The sequence below is a fragment of the Salinilacihabitans rarus genome (assembly GCF_024296665.1).
Taxonomy (GTDB): Archaea; Halobacteriota; Halobacteria; order Halobacteriales; family Natrialbaceae; genus Salinilacihabitans; species Salinilacihabitans rarus.
Genome location: NZ_CP100762.1, coordinates 1,458,241 through 1,477,511 on the forward strand (window position 1 = coordinate 1,458,241; position 19,271 = coordinate 1,477,511).

Annotated in this window: 16 protein-coding genes; 5 read left to right on the top strand and 11 right to left on the bottom strand. The window is 71.1% G+C overall.

The annotated features are described in order from the left end of the window. Nucleotide 1: 1 nt before the first annotated feature. The 4 genes from NKG98_RS07660 to glpA all read right to left on the bottom strand — a co-directional run bounded on the left by NKG98_RS07660 (nucleotide 2) and on the right by glpA (nucleotide 5,724). Nucleotides 2–1,168 (bottom strand): AAA family ATPase, encoded by a 1,167-nt coding sequence (locus tag NKG98_RS07660; protein ID WP_254769065.1) that lies wholly within the window; start codon nucleotides 1,166–1,168, stop codon nucleotides 2–4. Further along, nucleotides 1,168–2,478 carry an anaerobic glycerol-3-phosphate dehydrogenase subunit C gene (locus NKG98_RS07665; protein WP_254769066.1) on the bottom strand — a complete coding sequence of 437 codons (1,311 nt, stop codon included), beginning with the start codon at nucleotides 2,476–2,478 and terminating at the stop codon, nucleotides 1,168–1,170. Before NKG98_RS07665 ends, NKG98_RS07660 begins: the two co-directional genes overlap by 1 nt. A 79-nt stretch (nucleotides 2,479–2,557) precedes the next feature. Next, a complete protein-coding gene (gene glpB / locus NKG98_RS07670) occupies nucleotides 2,558–3,931 on the bottom strand; it encodes a glycerol-3-phosphate dehydrogenase subunit GlpB (protein ID WP_254769067.1) in 1,374 nt (457 codons plus the stop codon). Then, nucleotides 3,931–5,724: an anaerobic glycerol-3-phosphate dehydrogenase subunit GlpA gene (glpA, locus tag NKG98_RS07675; RefSeq protein ID WP_254769068.1), complete on the bottom strand. Its 1,794-nt coding sequence runs from the start codon at nucleotides 5,722–5,724 to the stop codon at nucleotides 3,931–3,933. The genes glpB and glpA overlap by 1 nt, the downstream gene beginning before the upstream one ends. A gap of 297 nt (nucleotides 5,725–6,021) precedes the next feature. Between glpA and glpK the strand changes: the two genes are divergently transcribed. The 3 genes from glpK (at nucleotide 6,022) to NKG98_RS07690 (ending at nucleotide 9,411) form a co-directional block, all read left to right on the top strand. Further along, nucleotides 6,022–7,569 (top strand): glycerol kinase GlpK, encoded by a 1,548-nt coding sequence (gene glpK, locus NKG98_RS07680; RefSeq protein WP_254769069.1) that lies wholly within the window; start codon nucleotides 6,022–6,024, stop codon nucleotides 7,567–7,569. Then, entirely contained in the window at nucleotides 7,566–8,615 is a 1,050-nt protein-coding gene (locus NKG98_RS07685) for a DUF7973 family transport facilitator (protein ID WP_254769070.1), read from the top strand. The genes glpK and NKG98_RS07685 overlap by 4 nt, the downstream gene beginning before the upstream one ends. 109 nt (nucleotides 8,616–8,724) lie before the next feature. Continuing rightward, a complete protein-coding gene (locus NKG98_RS07690) occupies nucleotides 8,725–9,411 on the top strand; it encodes an HAD-IIB family hydrolase (protein WP_254769071.1) in 687 nt (228 codons plus the stop codon). 8 nt (nucleotides 9,412–9,419) lie between these two features. Here NKG98_RS07690 and NKG98_RS07695 read toward each other — a convergent pair whose 3' ends face one another. Continuing rightward, nucleotides 9,420–9,755, bottom strand: coding sequence for a carboxymuconolactone decarboxylase family protein (locus tag NKG98_RS07695; RefSeq protein WP_254769072.1), 336 nt, complete (start codon nucleotides 9,753–9,755; stop codon nucleotides 9,420–9,422). A 150-nt stretch (nucleotides 9,756–9,905) separates the two neighbouring features. Here NKG98_RS07695 and twy1 point away from each other — a divergent pair, with 150 nt between their 5' ends. After that, complete coding sequence (gene twy1 / locus NKG98_RS07700) at nucleotides 9,906–10,940, top strand: 4-demethylwyosine synthase TYW1 (protein WP_254769073.1); 1,035 nt, start codon at nucleotides 9,906–9,908, stop codon at nucleotides 10,938–10,940. 21 nt (nucleotides 10,941–10,961) lie between these two features. Here twy1 and NKG98_RS07705 read toward each other — a convergent pair whose 3' ends face one another. After that, a complete protein-coding gene (locus NKG98_RS07705; RefSeq protein ID WP_254769075.1) occupies nucleotides 10,962–12,425 on the bottom strand; it encodes a lipopolysaccharide biosynthesis protein in 1,464 nt (487 codons plus the stop codon). Nucleotides 12,426–12,751: 326 nt separating this feature from the next. Between NKG98_RS07705 and NKG98_RS07710 the strand changes: the two genes are divergently transcribed. Continuing rightward, on the top strand, nucleotides 12,752–13,687 hold the full coding sequence (locus NKG98_RS07710) for an alkaline phosphatase family protein (RefSeq protein WP_254769076.1): 936 nt from the start codon (nucleotides 12,752–12,754) through the stop codon (nucleotides 13,685–13,687). Between the two features lie 196 nt (nucleotides 13,688–13,883). Here NKG98_RS07710 and NKG98_RS07715 read toward each other — a convergent pair whose 3' ends face one another. Genes NKG98_RS07715 through NKG98_RS07735 form a run of 5 tightly spaced genes read right to left on the bottom strand, consistent with a single transcriptional unit; the run spans nucleotide 13,884 to nucleotide 19,253 of the window. Then, nucleotides 13,884–14,801, bottom strand: a complete 918-nt coding sequence (locus NKG98_RS07715) for an alkaline phosphatase family protein (protein ID WP_254769077.1) — start codon at nucleotides 14,799–14,801, stop codon at nucleotides 13,884–13,886. Beyond that, nucleotides 14,798–15,919, bottom strand: coding sequence for a sulfatase-like hydrolase/transferase (locus NKG98_RS07720; protein ID WP_254769078.1), 1,122 nt, complete (start codon nucleotides 15,917–15,919; stop codon nucleotides 14,798–14,800). The genes NKG98_RS07715 and NKG98_RS07720 overlap by 4 nt, the downstream gene beginning before the upstream one ends. Continuing rightward, complete coding sequence (locus tag NKG98_RS07725; RefSeq protein ID WP_254769079.1) at nucleotides 15,916–16,839, bottom strand: glycosyltransferase family 2 protein; 924 nt, start codon at nucleotides 16,837–16,839, stop codon at nucleotides 15,916–15,918. The genes NKG98_RS07720 and NKG98_RS07725 overlap by 4 nt, the downstream gene beginning before the upstream one ends. A gap of 46 nt (nucleotides 16,840–16,885) precedes the next feature. Beyond that, entirely contained in the window at nucleotides 16,886–17,845 is a 960-nt protein-coding gene (locus tag NKG98_RS07730) for an alkaline phosphatase family protein (RefSeq protein ID WP_254769080.1), read from the bottom strand. A gap of 25 nt (nucleotides 17,846–17,870) precedes the next feature. After that, the gene (locus tag NKG98_RS07735) at nucleotides 17,871–19,253 is read right to left on the bottom strand and encodes a sulfatase-like hydrolase/transferase (protein WP_254769081.1); all 1,383 of its coding nucleotides are present in this window, start codon (nucleotides 19,251–19,253) and stop codon (nucleotides 17,871–17,873) included. Between the last annotated feature and the right edge of the window lie 18 nt (nucleotides 19,254–19,271).

The following is a 19,271-nucleotide window of genomic DNA, read 5'->3' on the forward strand; positions in this document are numbered from 1 at the left end:
GTCAGATCTCGCCGTCGTCGCCCGGCTCCGAGACGAGCGCGCGGTAGACGAGCGTCGGGAACCGCGGCTCGACCGTGCTCGGCCGCCGGCCGCTCCCGTTCGAGGGAAGCTGGCGGCGCTCCAGGACGCCACGGTCGGCGAGTTCGTAGAGGAGCCGCTTGACGGTCCCCGTGGTCAGCGACGAGCCGGCGGCGACGTCGGCGGCGAGGTCGCCGATCGGCCGGTCGGCAGGCTCGCGGTCGACGAGTTCGAGCAGCACCCGCCGGCGCGTCTCCGAGAGCGCGAGCGCGCGGCCGACGTGGACGCTGTCCGGCGGGACCGCGGCCTTCCCCTCCTCGAAGTACACCGGTTCGAGGCGGTCGGCGCCGGCCTCGCTGGCGAGCCGTGCGGTGCCGAACAGGGCCGCGAGGCCGTCGTGGGCGTTGCCGTCGGCCCACCGCGCGAGGTCGCGGATCGAGCCGTGATCGAACGCGCCCGCGGCCAGCCCGGCCGACGCCCGCTCGGTGAGGACGTCGACGAGTTCGTGGCGCCGGTAGGCGGGGACCGAGACCGTCTCGCCGCTCCAGTCCGCGGGCTCCCGGACGCCGACGGCGACCGTCGAGACGCTGTCGGCGACCGGGTCGAGCAACTCGCGTGCCCGCCCGTACGAGAGCGTCGCCGGTTCGTCGTGGTGGTCGATCGCCACGACCGCCCGCCGGGCGGGCCGGTCCAGCCGGGTGCGGAGCCGATCGCGGAGGTCGTCGGTGCCGACGCCGCCGGTCGGAACCGTCTCCGAGGAGAGCGCAGACAACACGGCCCGGTAGAACGCGAAGGCGCTCTCGGTCCGGCGACTGTCGACGTAGACGAACCACGTCGTGGGCGTCTCGCTGCCCCCGCGCGTCGTCGTCGCGATCGCCCGACGCGAGCCGCCGAGTCGCTCGCCGAGGCCGGCAAACAGCGCGGTCACCACCGCGGACGTGCCCGCGCCCGGCGGGCCGACGACCGCGATCGGCGGCGGGAGGTCGCCGTCGAAGATCGGTTCGAGCGCGTCGAGACACCGTTCGAGAACCGGCCCACGCCCGATCGGTTGCGGACGGTGGACGACCGGGCTCAGGTGGTCGCGGTCGACGACGATGCCGCGGTCGCCGTGGGCCGACTGTCGTCGCGCGATTCGCTCGCGGAGGTCCATCACTCGGTCCCGACCAGCGCCGCCTCGAGGACCTCGAGCGGGTGCGTGATCTCGTATCCCGTGCCGTGTTCCATCTGCATCGCGCAGGTGGGACACTCGGTCAGACCCGCCTCGCCGTCGACTTGCTCCATGTGCTCGAACATCTCCTCGCCGATCTTCATGGACGTTTCGTAGTGCTCTTCCTTCCAGCCGTAGGTGCCGGAGATGCCGGAACAGGAGTCACCGACGTCGTGGGCCTCGACGCCGTCGATGGTCGCGAGCACCTCGACCGCCTGCCCGTCGAGTCCCTGATTGCGGGCGTGACACGGCGCGTGGTAGGCGAACTCGCCGAGGTCGGCCGAGGTCCCTTCGAGTTCGGTTTCGAGGTCCTCGTGGACGCGCAGGTACTCGAGGGCCTCCCAGGTGTTCTCCGAGACGTCCTCGACCCCGTCGATGTCGAACAGTTCGGGGTACTCCTGGCGCAGCGACATCGAACAGGAGGTACAGGAGGCGATGACGTCGGCGCCGTCGTCGATCGCGGCGGCGAGTTCGGGGACGTTGACCTCCGCGGCCCGCTTGGCGTCCTGGAGCATCCCGTTCGCGTACATCGGCGTGCCCGAACAGCGCTGCTTCGGGACCATGATCTCGTAGCCGAGGTGCTCGAAGACGCGGACGAGGGCCTTGCCGACCTCGGGTGTGTTGTAGTTCGAGTAACAGCCGTGGAAGTAGGCGATGCGCTTGTCGGGGTTCTCCACCTGCGCGCCGCCGCGTTCGGCCCACCAGCTACGGAACGTCTGGGTCGCGAACTCGGGGAACTCCCGGTCGCCGGCGAATCCCAGGGTCTTCTCGCCCAGCCACCTCGTGATCGACAGCCCCATCACGAAGTTCGCGAGTCGGGGGAACATGGCACCCAGCGGCGCGAACGTCCCGTAGTTCGCGAGGATGCGGTTGCGGACGTACTCGCGGGAGAACTTGTTCATCTGGCGCTCGACGTACTCCCCGCGGGCGGTGTTGTGCATCTGCGAGAGGGGCACCTCCGAGGGGCAGGCGTGGTCACAGCGCATGCAGTTGGAACACTTCAGCACCGAGTCGTCGATGTCGTGGTCCTCCTGGCGCTTGAGCCGCCACTGTTCGGGGCCCTGGAACTTCGGCCCCGGGAACTCCTCGTCGACCTCGGCGACCGGACAGTTCGTGTCGCAGGTCGAGCACTTGTAACAGTTGTCCGCCCCTGGCCGCAGGTCCATCTCCTCGGCCTCGGGGAACACCTGAACTGGTTCGAACTCGTCGTCGCCCGGTACGTGATCGTCCGTGGGTCGTTGCGCGTCGCTCATCTGATCACCCGTGTCTCGGTCGCGTCGGTCGCATCGGTCGTCGCCGGTTCGCCGGTCGGTCGCGTCGCACCGGCGGCGCTCATCCGCTCACCTCCTCGCCGGCGCGGCGGCCGGCGACGTAGCCCGTCGCGAGCGAGACGCCGCTGCCGGACTTCTCGGCGGCGAAGTCGTAGCCGCCGAGGACGGCCCCCGCCGCGCGGAGGTTCTCGAACTCGCGGTCGTCGTCGGCGTCGAGCGGCCGCAGGTCGCGGTCGACCGCGAGGCCGAACCGCGCGAACGGGTGGTCGCCGAACGCGTCGTCGACGAACCAGTCGTAGCGGTCGGCGGCGTGGGCGACGTGACAGTCGAAGATCGGTTCGAACACCCGGTCGCGCTCCGAGCGGACGCCCTTGCCGACGAGGCCGCCCGTCGCCAGCACGTACTGGTCGGCGCGGTAGGGGACGTCCCGGCCCTTCCGGTCGACGAGGACGCGGTCGATGCGGTCGCCGCCGTCGGCCTCGTAGTCGACGACCGGTACCCCGGTCGTCACCCGTACCCCTGCGTCGGCCATCGCGTCGTACAGCAGGTCCTCCAGTCGCATCCCCGGGAGGCTCGGCGGCCCCGAGGGCACCTCGAACACCTCGACGCCCAGTCGCTCCTCGAGGTCGCGGCGGACGACGTCGTGGTTGTCGTCGCCGAGGATCGGCGGGAAGCCGACCCGCCCCTCGCCGTCGAGGTGCGGGCGGACGGCCTCCGCGAGCGCCGTCCGCGCGGGGGCGTCGCCCGCCCCCGAGTCGACGGCCTCGTTCCGGTCGAGCAGGTGGGCGTAGCGGGTCACCTTGGCGTCGTCGCGCTCGATGCCGGGGAACCGGAGCGTGACCCCGCGGGTCCGGAAGGGGACGCCCGCGGCTTCGAGGTGGCCCGCCGAGAGCGGCGCGTCGAAGTCCGGCAGCGTCTCGAAGCCGACCAGCAGGGCGTCGCGCCGGTCGCTCGCCAGCCCCGGCGCGACCGCGGCCGGGTAGCGCGCGGTCGGCTTGACCGTCCCGCCGTGGGTCGGCACCAGCGCGTTCGCGTCGGTGTGGCCGCCCCGGTAGGCGTCGCCGGCCACGGAGTCGAAGAAGAGCAGCGCCTCGCGGACCGCGTCTGCGCCGACGCGCTCGTAGGGGTGGCCCTCGGGCAGGTCCGAAAGCGCCTCGAACGGGTCGGCCAGCGGACCGCCGGCAGACCTCGGGTCTGCCGTGGATCGCGAACCGTCATCGGTTCGCTCACCGCCGTCCGCGCGAGCGGCCTCCCCGCTCGCGGCGAGGTCCGCGGACGGGTAGCCCAGCACGTCGATCAGGCCGCTGGCGTGACGCAGCGTGCTCTGCTTGTACGAGATCAGCCGCACCTGCGCGTCGCGTTCCGCGGCGGCGAGCGCGGCCGTCGCGCCCGCGAGGCCCCCGCCGATCACGAGGACGTCGTCCTCGATCGCCACTAGCGGTCACCTCCCTCGTCGGTCGTGCCGGGACGGCGCCCCGGCGAGGATCGCGGTCCGGCGGACCGTTCACCGCCGTCGGTGGCCGCGCCCGCCGGCCCGAGCGGCGAGTCGCTCGCGCTCCCGGTGCCGTCGTCGAACGCGCCGAAGTCGACCGCGGCGTCGGCGCTCGCGGGGTCGGCGTCGCGGTTCATCGTCGTCGCGTGCAGGGCGTAGTTGAGCATCGCCTGTGAGAGCTGTTCGCCCCAGAGGGCGTGGCGCTCGCCTTTCCAGCGTTCCTGGAACAGTTCGTCGAGCGAGTCCCGGACCGTCGGCTCGTCGTACTCCGGGTGGAGTTCGTGGGCCATCGCGTGACAGCAGAAGCCGCCCTGACAGTTGCCCATCGACGCCCGGGTGCGGATGCGGACGGCGTTGAGGTCCGAGCCGGACTGCTCGATGGCGTCCCGGATCTCGGCGCGCGTGACGCCCTCGCACTGGCAGATCACGGGGTTTGGCTCGTCGGTGTCGAGCACCTCGCGGGCGCGACTGCCCAGCCGTTGCTTGCTCCGGCGGGCGATCGGCGAGCGAAGCCCGAAGTCGTCCATCCCCTCTTCGAGCACCGAGAGGTCCTCGCTGCCCGGCAGGGGTTCGTCGGCGGTCGTACACGAAGCCCGGACGCCGAGTTTCTCGCAGACGTGATCGGAGATCTGTTCGGCCATCATCCGGTAGGTGGTGAACTTGCCGCCGACGATGCTCGACATGCCGGAGACGCCGTCGCGCTCGGCGTGGTCGAGCAGGAAGAAGTCCCGCGTGATGTCGGTGGGGTCCTCGGTGCCGGTCCCCGGGGGCTCGTACAGCGGTCGCACCCCCCAGAACGAGCGGATCGTCCGCGCCTCCTTCAGGATCGGGACGAGTTCCGAGAGGGTGTCGATCATGTGGTCGACCTCCCACTGTTCCTCGGGGTAGTCGTCGGGGTCCTCGACCTCCTCGTCGGTCGTGCCGAGGATGGCGGTCGTCTCGTGGGGGACGACGATGTCCGCGTCGCCTTTCGGCCGGCAGCGGTTGACGACGGTGTCGACCTGCCGGACGTTCATGATCGTCATCACGCCCTTCGACGGCCGGACCGCCACCTCGAGGTCGGCCATCGCGCCGATCTGGCCGGCCCACGCGCCGGTCGCGTTGACCACGTAGTCGGCGGTGATCTCCTCGGTCGTCCCCGGGGCGCGGTGGACGCGCTTCCCGGGCCCGGAGGTGTGGCGTACCTTCACGCCGTAGATGTCGTCGCCCTCGCGCAAGAGGTCGATCACCTCGGCGTGGGTCTCGATGCGCGCGCCGTGGCGCTCGGCGTCGATGGCGTTCGCGACGCAGAGCCGGAACGGGTCGACGGCGCCGTCGGGGACCTCGATCGCGCGCTTGACGTCTTTCGCGAGGTAGGGTTCGACCTCGCGCGCCTCGCGGCCGGAGAGTACGCGCGCGGGGATGTCGCAGTCGCGACAGCCCTGGAGTTTCTCCTGGAAGTAGTCGTCTGGATCCTCGGGTCGCTGGACGAACAGGCCGCCGGTCATCTCGACGCAGTGGCCGGCGATGTCCCGGAGGACGCGGTTCTCCTCGATGCACTCCTTGGCGCTGGCCTGATCGGAGACCGCGTAGCGCCCGCCGCTGTGGAGGAGCCCGTGCATCCGCCCCGTGGTTCCGTGTGTGAGGTTCCCTCGCTCGACGAGGGTGACGTCCAGCCCGCGCATCGCCAGGTCCCGGGCGATGCCACAGCCGGTCGAGCCGCCGCCGAGAACGAGAACCTCGGTGTCGTGTGCCATCCCTTCTCCCGACTGGAGGGGCGCCATCACCTTTATTTTATCGACGATCCCCGAACGCACATAGCTATCGGAAATGTGATCCATGTGGCGCGACGGGGACCGGCACTGATCGGACGGGACTCGCTACCCGGGGCCGGTCGCTCGACGTCCCCGTGTGGCCGCGGTCGGTCACGTCGCTGACACCCGGCGACCGACCGCTATACCAGCAAGGTTTATAATAGTCGTAGATAATGTTTACCAGTAGCACGCGACCGACAGTAAAGACGTCGCGTGAGACACCACGAGGGGCAACCGAAAATGACAGACAACACCTACGTCGGCGCAGTCGATCAGGGTACGACCGGCACGCGCTTTATGGTCTTCGACCACGGCGGGCAGGTCGTCGCCAACGCCTACGAGAAACACGAACAGATATATCCGGAACCGGGTTGGGTCGAACACGACGCGACCGAGATCTGGGAGAACACCAAGTCCGTCATCACGACGGCGCTCGGGCAGGCCGGGATCAGCCCCGACCAGCTCGAGGCCATCGGCGTCACCAACCAGCGTGAGACGACGCTGCTCTGGGACGCCGATTCGGGCAAGCCGGTCCACAACGCCATCGTCTGGCAGGACCGGCGGACGACCGACCGCGTCGAACAGCTCGAAGAGGACGGCCTCGTCGGGACGATCCGGGAGAAGACCGGCCTCGAGGCCGACGCCTACTTCTCGGCGACGAAAGCCGAGTGGCTGCTCGACAACGCGGACCCGATCAAGCTAGAGCGTACGCGTCCGGAGGACATCCGCGACCGCGCGGAGAAAGGCGAGGTGCTGTTCGGCACCATCGACACCTGGCTGATCTACAACCTCACGGGCAACCACATCACGGAGGTCACGAACGCCTCCCGGACGATGCTCTACAACATCCACGACCTCGACTGGGACGACGAACTCTTAGCGGAGTTCGACGTCCCCCGGGAGATGCTCCCCGAGGTCCGACCCTCGAGCGACGAGGCGACCTACGGGACGACCGACCCCGAGGGCTTCCTCGAGGCCGAGATCCCGGTCGCGGGGGCGCTCGGAGACCAGCAGGCCGCGCTGTTCGGCCAGACCTGCTTCGACGCCGGCGACGCGAAGAACACCTACGGCACGGGCTCGTTCTTCCTGATGAACACCGGCGACGAGGCCGTCGAGAGCGAACACGGGCTGCTCACCACGATCGGCTTCCAGCGCTCGGGCGAACCCGTCCAGTACGCACTGGAGGGTGCGATCTTCATCACCGGCGCGGCGATCGAGTGGCTGGAGGACATGACGCTGATCGACGACCCCTCCGAGACGGCCGAACTGGCCCGCAGCGTCGACTCGACGGACGGCGTCTACGTCGTCCCCGCGTTCACGGGGCTGGGCGCGCCCCACTGGGACCAGCGCGCCCGCGGCACCATCGTCGGGATGACCCGCGGCACCCGCAAGGAGCACCTCGTCCGCGCGACGCTGGAGTCGATCGCCTACCAGACCCGCGACGTCGCGGAGGCGATGGAGGCCGACTCGGGCATCGAGATGACCTCGCTGAAGGTCGACGGCGGCGCCGTGAAGAACAACTACCTCTGTCAGCTCCAGGCCGACATCATCGGCTCGGACATCGTCCGCCCGGTCGTCGACGAGACGACGGCGCTCGGCTCGGCGTACGCCGCCGGCCTCGCCGTCGGCTACTGGGACGACGTCGAGGGGCTGCGCGACAACTGGCAGGTCGACCGCGAGTTCGAACCCGAGATGGACGAGTCGGAGGCCGACGGGATGTACTCGCGCTGGAGCGACGCCGTCGAGCGCTCGATGGGGTGGGCGACCGACGACGGAGGTGACGAATGATCGACCAACTGCTGGACCTCGCCGAGTTGCTCGGTGCGTTCGCCGGCGGGGCGTTCGGCGCGGCGCTCGGCCCGCTGCCGGCGTTCATCTTCACCGGCTTCATGGTGATCGCCGGCGAAGCCTCGACGCTGGCCGATCCGAACGCGGTCGCGATCACCGACAACGTCGCGTTCGGGCCGCCGTTCTCGCCCGCGATCAGCTTCGGCGGCGGCGTCGCCGCGACGGCCTACGCCGCCCGCAAGGGCTACATGGACACCGGCTTCGACTACCACGAGGCGAAGAACATCGCCTACGCGCTGGGGACGAAGCCCGACGTGCTCGCCGTCGGCGGCGCGTTCGGCATCCTCGGCTACTGGCTCCAGACCTTCTCGGGACAGCTGGCGCTGCCGTACGACCCCATCGCGATGGGGGTCGTCCTCTCGGCGCTGTTCCACCGGCTCATCCTCGGTTACAGCATCATCGGGAAGGTCCGCGGTTCGGGCATCTTCGACATGACGCCGTTCGAGCGCGAGGAGCGCCGCGCGGTCACCGACGGCGGCGAGGCCGAGGCGGCCGAATCCGCCGCTGCCGGCGTGGCCGACCGCCTCGCCGTCGAGCCGTGGCTGCCCCACCAGTACAAGTGGGGCCACGTCGCGATGATCGGCCTCGCGGCCGGCATCCTCGGCGGTTACGTCGCCATCTCGACGGGGCGCCCGTTCCTCGCGTTCGGTATCAGCGCGGCGACGCTGGTCTTCCTCAACTGCGGCGTCGAGAAGATTCCGGTCACCCACCACATGACCTTGCCGGCCGGCACCGCGGCGCTCGCGGTCACCCAGACGGGTGACGGCGCCCTCGCCGGCATGGGGCTGGCGGGCGGGTTGCTCGTCGCGGGCGTCTTCGGCATCCTCTGTGCGCTGTTCGGCGAGGCGTTCCAGCGGGTGTTCTACGCCCACGCCGACACCCACTGGGACCCGCCGGCGGCCGCGATCGTCTTCGGGACGTTCCTGATCGCCGTGCTGTACTTCGCGGGCGTCTTCCCGGACGCCGTCTGGGTCCCGACCCTCTGATCGGCCCGCGAACGTACCGCTCGTTTTTTTCGGCCGTCGGCGACGAGCGCCGGCGTCGCGCGTTGCCCCGACCCGATCCGTTTAGGCCGCCGGCCGCCCACGGTCCGGTATGGCCGACGATCCGCCGCTCGTCCTCGACGTCGACGGCACGCTCACCCGCCCCGAGGGGTGGGGGCTCGACCCCCGCGTCTTCGACCCGCTGTGTGGCTGGGACGCGCCCGTCGTGATCGCCACCGGGAAGGCCTTCCCGTACCCCGTCGCGCTCTGTCACTTCGTCGGGATTCCGGAACTCGCCGTCGCCGAGAACGGCGGCGTCGTCTACGCCGGCGACGAGGTCCGCGTCGTCGGCGACCGCGAGGGCGCACGGGCCGTCGTCGAGGAGTACCGCGCCGCCGGCTACGACCTCGGCTGGGGGCCCGAGGACACCGTCAACCGCTGGCGCGAGACCGAGGTCGCCGTCTCGCGTGACTCCCCCGAGGAGCCCCTGCGAGAGATCGCCGCGGCCCACGGGCTGGAGGTGGTCGACACGGGCTACGCCTACCACGTCAAAGATCCGGCACCGAACAAGGGCGACGGCGTCGAACTGGTCGCCGACCGGGTCGGGTTCGACCCCGCCGACGCCGTCGCCGTCGGCGACTCGATCAACGACGTCTCCACGTTCGCGGTCGTCGGTCGGAGCTTCGCCGTCTCGAACGCCGACGACGCCGCCCGCGAGGCGGCCGACGAAACCCTGACGGAGGCTCACGCGGACGGGACGCTTTCGGTCCTCGAACGGGTTCGCGCGACGAGCGAGTGAGGGCGGGCTTACGCGTCCTCGGTCAGGTCCGCGATCCAGCTCAGCGCGGCCATCGCCTGCGGGAAGCCGAGGGTGGTGATCGCGAGGATCGCGACCTGTTCCAGCGCTTCGGGGTCGACGCCATCGTCGAGCCCGCGGCGGACGTGAGAGTGGACGCCGCCCTCGGACTGGGCGCCGACGGCGAGCGCGAGTTTCACGAGTCGCTTCGTCTCGTCGTCGATCGGGCCCGCGTCGGAACAGGCTTCGCCGAGGTCGGCGTACCGCTCCCAGACCTCGGGGTGGTCGTCAGCGAACTCGCTCGGCGTCGACGGCAGTTCCTCGGGGAGGTCGAGCTGGTCGGTCATGCACGTTCTCGTTCGCTCGCCAGCTATAATAATTCGTGCTCGCCCCGCCGGGGTCGGAGGGGGCGGTCGCAGCCGTCGCGCTCGGGACGGCCCCGGCGTCGGGGCCCCACACCACACGGCTTTTGACCGCGCCCGTCCAACGACGCCACCATGACCGACTCCGCGGACTCCGGGGGCGGGTCGTCCGCCGGCGGCGACGCCCGGGACGAGGGGACGGGCGACGCCCCGATGCAGGTCGACTCCCCGAGCTACCACCACGAGAACCACACGGCCGCCCAGACCTGCGGGTGGACCGCGAACGCCCTGCGCGGGGAGGGCAAGTGCTACAAGAACGTCTGGTACGGGATCGAGTCCCACCGCTGCATCCAGATGACGCCCGTCGTCCGCTGTAACGAGCGCTGTGTCTTCTGCTGGCGCGACCACAACGGTCACGCCTACGAGATGGACGACGTCGAGTGGGACGACCCCGAGGCCGTCGTCGACGCCTCGATCGACCTCCAGCGGAAGCTGCTGTCGGGGTTCGGCGGCAACGACGAGGTCCCCCGCGAGGCCTTCGAGGAGGCGATGGAACCCCGCCACGTGGCCATCTCGCTGGACGGCGAACCGACGCTGTACCCCTACCTGCCGGAACTCGTCGAGGCCTTTCACGACCGCGGCGTCACCACCTTCCTCGTCTCGAACGGCACCCGCCCCGACGTGATCCGCGAGTGCGACCCGACCCAACTGTACGTCAGCGTCGACGCCCCCGAGCGCCACACCTTCGACGGCGTCGTCGGCGCCACGGAGGACGACGCGTGGGAGAAGTTAGTCGAGACGATGGACGTCCTCGCCGGGAAAGTCGACACGCGGACGGTCCTCCGGACGACGCTCGTCGAGGGCGAGAACATGCACAGCCCCGACTGGTACGCCGCCTTCTACCGCCGCGCGGACCCCGACTTCGTCGAACTCAAGGCGTACATGCACGTCGGCCACTCCCGGGGCCGGCTGGACCGCTCGTCGATGCCCGACCACGAGCGCGTCGTCGCGTTCGCGGAGGCGGTCCAGAAGCACATGCCCGACCACCCCGAACTCAAGGCGGTGCCCGCCTCCCGCGTCGCGCTGCTCTCGAAGACCGCCGACACGTGGGTGCCGAAACTGAAGAAGGACGGCGAGTTCTGGGCGCGCGACCCCGCGGCCGGCGACTGACGTTTCCGCCGGCCGTCGTCCTCAATCGGCCGACCGCGGCACGTACCGCTCGAACCCCGTCTCCCGGAGCACGCCGCGGATCGTCACCCGGAGTTTGCGGCTGATCGCGAGCAAGACGACCGCGTAGACCACCGCGCCGACGCCCACGACGCCGAGCAGGTGGTACCAGCGGTCGACGGCGACCGCCTCGACGAGCGCGAGGACGACGGCGAACATCACGACCGCCGCCGCGACCTGCTCGCCGAGCGTCCGGGGGAACAGCGTGACCTCGGGCAGTTCCCGCCTGACGACGTACGCCGAGAGGACGTACCGGAGGGTCTCGGCGATCACCGTCGCGACGACGACGCCGACCGCCCCGTACGCGAGCGTCAGGACGACCCCGAGGACGACGTTCAGCGCGAGCGTCGCCGCCGAGATGCGCGTGTTGACGTCGGGGCGGTCGATGCCGGCGATGGCGCTCGTCAGCGGCCCGCTCTGGGTGCTCACGATCTGGAACAGCGCGAGACCTACGAGGAGGGAGGCGGCGGCGGCGTACTCGGAGCCGTACGCGGTCACGACGAGGACCTCCGGCATCGCGAGGGCGCCGAAGAACATCGGGATCGCGACGATGCTCGCGAACGCGATCGTGTTCGAGACGTCCTCGTCGACCGCCTCGTCCCGGCTGTGGAGGTTGCTGACGCGTGCCAGCAGCCCCGCCTGCGCGGCCTCCATCACGAACACGGCGGGGACGGTCAGTTTGAGCGCCACCTCGTACTGGCCGGCCGTGGCGGGCGCGAGCAGGAACCCGAGCAGGAGGATGTCGAACCGGTCGTACGCCTGCCCGAGAAACGAGTTGGGGATGCTGTACTTCGCGTACCGCCAGAGGCTCCCGAGGGTCTCGCGGCTCGGAACCGCCGGCCGCGTCCGGACGACGTACCAGAGCACGGGCAGCGTCAGGAACGTCGCCCCGGCCAGCCCGTAGGCCATCCCGGCCGCGCCGAACCCGAGGAGGACCAGCGCCAACTGGAGCGGGAAGGTAAGCAGCGACCGGAGCGTGTCGATCCACATCGACGCGCCGACCCGCCCGCGGGCCTGCACGACGCGGTCGGTCGGCTCGTAGAGCGTGACCGCGGCCATCAGCACGACGAACAGGACGGGCGCCTCGGGCAGGCCGGTGTAGGAGACGAGCCACGTAGACGCGAGGACACAGGCGGCGCCCGTGACCGCGACCCACGCGGCCGCGAACGCGAGCTGGCTCCCGATCAGCTCCCGTTCGGGGGCGTCGGCCTCGGAGAACCGCTTCATGATCGCCGTCCCCCAGCCGTTGACGGCGCGGTCGGCGATCTTCACCAGCGAGAACAGCAGGTAGAAGCCGCCGAAGCCGGTCGGACCCAGCGCCCGCGCGAAGACGACGGTCCCGACGAAGCCGATCACGGCCATGGTGAACTTCGCGACCGTCGCCTTCGCCGTCTCGCCGCCGAGGCTGACCGACGCGGCGTCGCTCATGGATCGGGCGAGCGGGAGCGCCGGCGGGCGGTTCGGGCGACGGACCGCCGCCTGCAGCGGGCGGGGGCGGGCGCGGCCGCTGCGGTCGCCGCGGTCGTCGCGGGCGCGGCCCCGGCGGTCTGCGGTCGACGCGGGACGGACGGGGGACGGAGTGTCGCCGTCGGTGCCATCGGTATCGAAGTCGAGCGTCGCGTTCGCGCAGGGGACACTGCAACGGGCGCCGGTATCAGTGTGACGCCTGCTGGGGTCGCCACCCGACCCGCGGCGCTCGGTCCGCGACCGTCGCCGGCCCCACGTTGAAGAGCGCGCCCGTGGTCGATCCCCGTATGCCGACGCTGGGGATCGTCGCCCTCGACGCCGCCGACTACGCCCTCGCCCGCGAGTGGGGCTGTGACCACCTGTTGCTCGACCGCCACCGGGAACTGGAGACGTTCGCCCACTCCGGGGCGAACCCGAACACGCTCGAAGTGTGGACCTCGGTCGCGACCGGCGTCGGCCCCGGGGAACACGGCCTCGCCTCGACCGGCGAACAGGGGGAGTGGCGAAACCCGGCGCTGGCGTACGCGAGCAAGGTGGCGCCGTACCTCCTGCCCAAGGCGGCCCGCGTCAGGATCGGCACCTGGCTGCGCGGCGACTCGGGCGACGGGACCGGGGACGGCGTCGAACTGACCCTCCGGCAGACGTCACATCCCCACCTCTTCGACGCCGAGGGCCGCGTCGTCCGCTGGTGGCCCGGGGTCACCCCCGCCGAACACCTGACCGAGACCTGGCACTGGCTCAACCTCGCCTCGAACGGCGAGATCACGGACGACGAACTCTGGCGGCGGCTGTACGGCAACGCCGGCCTCGAACTCGGCTGGCTGCAGGGGATGGGCCACGCGGACGTGGCCGTCGCCGGCGTCCACCTGCACCTCCTCGACGCCGCCGGTCACGCCTTCGCGACGCATCCGGAGCGCCTCCGCGAGACGTACGAACGGGTCGACCGTCTCCTCGGGAGCGTCCGCGAACACGTCGACGACCTGCTGGTGCTCTCCGATCACGGCATGCAGGTCGGATGGATCGACGGCGACGACGACCCGGGCTTTCACAGTTTCCGGGCGCTCGCGTCGACCACGCTCGACGCCGACCCGCCGGCGAGCGTCTTCGACGTGCGCGAGTGGGTCGAGGCCCGCGCCGACGCCTTCGACTCCGAACGCGAGCGCGGGGCGGCGGTGATGGACACGACGGAGCAGCAACTGCGGGACCTGGGCTACCTGGAGTGAGCGCCGCGCGTCGCGCCTCCCGGTTCGGCTTCGGGACCCGACCGGCGCGGCGCTGGCCGTCCTCGGTGTCGGACTGGGGGCCGCGACGACGCGGGTCGGGTCCCGGGATCGAAGATCGAACTAGCGGAGACGAGCGCGCCGTTCCGTTCGGCGCGACGCCCCCTTTTTCCTCCCGGCGGTGCCCGGTCGCCGGCGATCAGTCCAGATACCCCAGTTCGCGCAGGTGATCCGTCGGCACGTCGATCCCCTCCTCGCCGGCGCCGCCCTCGACGCGCGTCCCGCTCGCCCGCGTCTCGACCCACTCGCGGACGTCGTACACCGACGCCGGGCGGGTGCCGGCCGTCGAACTCGCGTACGCTCGAAACGAGTGCGTCGCCGGGTTCTCGCCGGCGTCGGGCGGGTAGAACTCCGCGTGCATCCCGTGGTCGCTCAGTAGCAGGAGGTCGTCGCCCGCCCCGAGCGCGTCGACCACCTCGTCAACGAACTCCCCGACGCGGGCGTAGACCCGGCGAAGCGCCGCCTCGTCGTCGGCGTAGGCGTGGCCGGCCGCGTCCAGCGCGTGGACGTGGACGCCGGCGATCGAGACGGGGTGGCGAAGCATCTCCTTCGCCCAGGCGAACTGCTGGGCGCACTGGCCGAACAACTCGCGCTCGAACGCGCTTCGGGGCAGTCCCTCGGCGACGGCGTTCATCAGGTCCCACGCCCGCTGGAGCGGCCGGCCGTCCGCGACCCCCGGCCAGTTGTGGACGACCGCGCCCTCGGCGTCGAACATCGACTCGGCGTCGGTGCGGCCGATCCGCTCGCGCTCGCCCGTCTTCGACCGGACGAACTTCCCGAGGGTCCCGCGCGTCGACTCGTCGAGCCGCCCGGAGACCCGCGAGAGCCCTTCGAGGACGGGGTTGTCCCACTCGCTCGTCCCGCCGCCGGTGACGCCGTGTTCCGCCGGCGGGAGGCCGGTCGCCACCGTCGCCCACACCTCCGGGGTGTACGGCACGTCCTGCGTGCGCGCGAACGTCTCGAGGTCGCCGCTCGATTCCAGCCGGACGGCGTCGAGGTCGAAGTGCTCGACGAGGCCGGCGTCGAGCGCGTCCAGCGCGAGGACGAGTACCGTCATGCGTATCCGAGGTCCTCCAGGTCTTCCCGCAGCGCGTCCTCCGTCACGACGTAGGCGGGGTCGAACCGCGCGCGCTCGCGTTCGAGGGCCGGGTCGCTCGCCGGTTCGCCGTCCGGGAGTCGGACGACCCCCTCGTCGCTCGCGAGGTGGGCGTCGTTCATCGCCGCCTTCTTCTCGCCGTAGGCGGCGAAGGCGACCTCCCGGTCGAGGGTCCCGACGCCGTGTTCGCGTCCGGTCAGTATCGTCGGGACGTCGACCAGCGAGACGACCTCGCCCACGTCGGGCGCGTTTCGCGTCCCGAACGGCACGCCGAGCAGTTCCGGGCGCATCTCGCCGGGGTGGCCCCACAGGCCGTCCTCGCCCAGCAACTCGCCGTGGTCGGCACAGAAGACCACCCGCGCGTCGTCGGGAACCGCCGCCCAGAGGCGCGCGAGCTTCCGGTCGAGGTCGACGACCTCCCGCCGGTAGAGGTCGCGGACGAGGGCCTCGTCGTCCGCCGAACCGCGACCGGCGAGCACGCGACGGCTCACCCGCTGGGCCGTTGCCCGGCTCACGTCCGCGCCGTCCGGGTCGTAGGGGTGGTGCGGTTCCATGAGGTGCAGCCAGCCGAACCACCGCTCGCGACCTTCGACCTCGTCGAGGAACGCCTCGATCACGTCGTCGGCCGGCCGGAACGACTTCTCGATGCCGCCGAAGCGGCTCCGCAGCGCCTGGTACCGGCTCCAGCCCCAGCTTGCGATGTCGTACGCGAGGGTGCCGCGGTCGAGCAGGACCGCGCCCTTCTCCTTCAGGCTCCCCCCGCCGCCTTTCGGCGAGGCGAACGAGTCGAACCCCTCGTCGTAGCCGTACGCCGCGGAGAGCAGGTGGTTCGTCGTGACCCCGACGCTGTGGCAGTCGAACGCGCTGGCGACGCTCGTCCCCGGTTCGAGGCCGCCGCCGGTCGCGTACCGGCCGCCGATAATCGCCGGGAAGCTCCCGAGGGTCGCCGTCGACGTCGCGAACGCCCGCGGGTGGGTGCGGTCGAGGTACGCCCGCGTTCGCTCCATCTCCTCGAAGCGGTCGGCCCGCAGCGAGTCGACGGTGACCAGCAGCGCCGGGCCGTCGGCGGTCGGCGTCACCGTCGGCTCACCCCCGGGAGCAGGTCGCCCGCGCTCGCGTTCGCGGCCGCGGCGGCGAGTCGCAGTCGCGCGTCGCGCAGGTCCATCACCTTCGCGCCGAGCCACGCGGGCACCGGGAGGTCGCCGTCGAGGGCCGCGAGGGGCTTGTCGACCGACTGGTTCCCGAGCCAGAACTCGCGGGCGACGACCTGGTCGTAGCCCCACTTCTCCCGGAAGTGGGCCTTGCTCGCGAGGAGTTTGGCCGGGTCGCGCCGGTTGGCGTCGTACTCGCGGCCGCCGCCGGGCCGGTGGGGGAAAAGCACCGACGGACAGGTACCGAAACGCCAGTCGGTCCGCTTCCAGTGGCCGACGAAGAAGTCGAGGTGCTCGCGGCCGATCACGTACCGTTCGTCCCACGCCAGTTCTTCGAGACACTCCCGTCGGAACGTCGTGACGTTCGGGACGAAGTCGAACTCGACGAGGGGGTAGCCCGCGACCGTCTCGGCGGTCTTCGGCCCCGTGTCGCGGACGAGCACGTCCCCCTCCTCGTCGAGGTCGTGACACAGCCCCTGGATCCGCCCGTCCTCCAGCAGGAGGCCGCTGATCCCGCCGAACTCGGGACGGGCGTCGAGTTGCCGGGCGAGTACGTCGACGTTCGGCGGCACCTCGTGGTCGCTGTCGACGACCGTCAGGAACGCCTCGGAGAGCGCGTCGACGACGGCGTTCCGGCCGCGGCCGAGCCCCGCGTCGTACGGCAGGTCGATGAGTTCGAGGTCGAAGGGCCACGCCCGCTCGTAGAGGTGCGCGCGCTCGTCGGTCCGGCCGTCGTCGGCGACGTAGACCGTCTCGTACTCCTCTCCGGGGACCGACTCCAGCAGCGCCGCGAGTTTCTCCGTGCGGTCGAAGACCTTCACGCCGAGGGCGGCCGAGGGCTCGCTCACCGCTCGTGCACCTCCGTTCGGTTCGGGCTGGACCCTGTCATCGGTCTCACTCCCTGTACCCCAGCGACGCGAGGCGGTCCCGGACGTCGGCGTCGACGCCGGCCGCGCGTTCGTCTTCGGCCGCCGGTTCCAGCGTCGGCTCTCTGGTCCCCTCGTCGCGGGCTTCGAGTTCGATCCACGGCACCCGGCGGACGCTCGCGACGGGTTCGTCGGGGTGGCCCCAGAAGCCGAGTTCGCCCATCGCGTTGCCGTGGTCGGAACTCACGACCAGCCGACCGTCGACGTTGCGCCGGAGGGTGTCGACCGACGCCAGCCCGACGCGCAGGTTGTCGGCGTAGGCGGCCCAGACCTCCTCGCGGTCGAGGTCCCCGCGCCGGACCCGGCCCCACGCGTCGAGGCCGGCCTCGTCGGGGTCGACGACCGAGTCCGGCGAGCCCCACTCCGCGGGTCGGTAGCCCGCGTGGAGGTCCGGCCGGTCGAGAAACGGCACGTGCGGCTGCATGTAGTGGGCGATCACGCGGTCGTACCCGTCCTCGCGGGCGGCCCGGATCGTCCGATCGGTGATCGGCTCCGGCCGGATCGAGCCGAGGTCGTCGTCCCAGGCGTACCGCCAGACCTCGTCGAGCAGCCCGAGGGGGTGGTCGTCGCCGAGGACCTGCGCCGAGAACGGGTTGCCCGTCACGTAGGCCGTACTCGCGAGTTCCGCGGCGCGCTCGTCCGCGAACGTCCGGCGCATCCACTCCTTCGACGAACCCGCGACCGAGTCGACCGCGCCCGCCTCGACCTCGGCGGGCGCGGGGAGCCAGCCGTACTCCGGCGCGACTTCGGCCATCAGGTCGACCCGGCAGGCGTCGAGCAGGACGAGGACGTCCCACTCGCGCTCGAAGACCGTCCCGGAGGCGAACTCGCCCATCCACAGCCGCCGGCCCAGCCACTCGTAGACCACCTCGGCCGAACGCCGGACGCCGCGGTCGGGTAGCCGTCGCAGGAACCGGCCGACGCCCATCAGTCGCTCACCTCTCGATTTCCGATCATGCGTACCCCAGATCCTCCAGTTGTCGCATCACCGCGTCGTCTAGCTCGCCGTCGTCCGCGACGTCGGTCCGCCGGTCGAGCGCGTCGACGAGCGCCTCGATCCGGGCTCGCGGGTCCTCGTAGGGCGACTCGCCCCACTCCGCGAAGCCGTCGAACGTCTCGTAGCCGAAGTAGTCGCCGCGGGCGACCCCGTCGAGCCAGCGGGTGCGGTACTCGACGTCCTCGTACCCCTTCCGGCGCAGGGAGTCGAGGTGGCGGTCGGGGAGGCCGTGGTACTCGACGAGGACTTCGTCCGGGCGGAAGCCGTCGCCCTCCGCGGGTTCGTCCTCGCCCTCGCCGTTCGGCAGGTCGGTCAGGTTCCGCCCCCGCGCGTCGGGGCCGGATTCGAGGCCGGCCGCGGCGAGGACCGTCTCGTGGACGTCCAGCAGGTTCACCGGGCGGTCGTCGTAAGCGACGCCGTCGACGGGGCCGTCGCGGGCGTCGTAGACCGACAGCGGCACGCGGGCGAGTTCGGGGTAGATGCCCGAGAGGTGCTCCCAGCCGCCGTGCTCGCCGAGCAGTTCGCCGTGGTCGCTGACCGTCACGATCAGGTCGAACGACTCGCGCAGTTCGTCGAAGATCCGCTCGTAGACGTGCGAGAGGTAGCGGACGCTGTCCTCGTAGGCCCGCCTGATCTCGTCGGGGTCGTCGTCCGGGTCGCCGAGCGAGGCCGCAAGCCCCTGAACGTCCACGTCGACGGTCTTCCACTCCGGGGGCGGGTCGTACGGCGAGTGAGCCTCCATCAGGTTCGCGAAGAAGAACTCGTCGTCGCCGAACTCGGTCTCGCGGACGAGGTCGAGTGCGGTGCTCGCGCCGTCGTCGACGACCTCGGTGTGCCGGCCAAAGCGGGTGTCGCGCAGTTTCAGCTTCGCGCCGTGTTTCAGCGACGGGAGGGTCCGGTCGTCGCCCAGCAGCACCTCCTTGAGCGCGAGGGCGTACCGCTCGGGACCGCTGTCGCGGGTCTTCGCGATGAACGCGTCCCAGTCGAAGAGGTCCTCGCCGTGGTGTTCGAGCCGCCAGCTCTTCTCGAACTCCCGGAAGCCGCGGTCGGCGTCGAACACCGGCGAGACGTTGGGATTCGCGCTGAACGCCCGGGTAGTGTAGCCCGCTTCCCGCAGGCGCTCGGCGAGCAGCGGTTCTGGGTTGTCGAACGTCTGCGCGCCGGCGTAGACGCCGACCTCGCTTGCGTACCGGCCCGTGAAGAGCGAGGCGTGGGCCGGGACCGTCCAGTGGCTCGTGCTCCAGGCGTACTCGAAGCGCCTGCCGGGGAGCCAGTCGAAGTGCTCCTCGAAGGCGTCGTACCGGAGGGTGTCGAGGACGACCAGTGCGACGTTCGTCATGGGTGGGTGTGGGTCTTC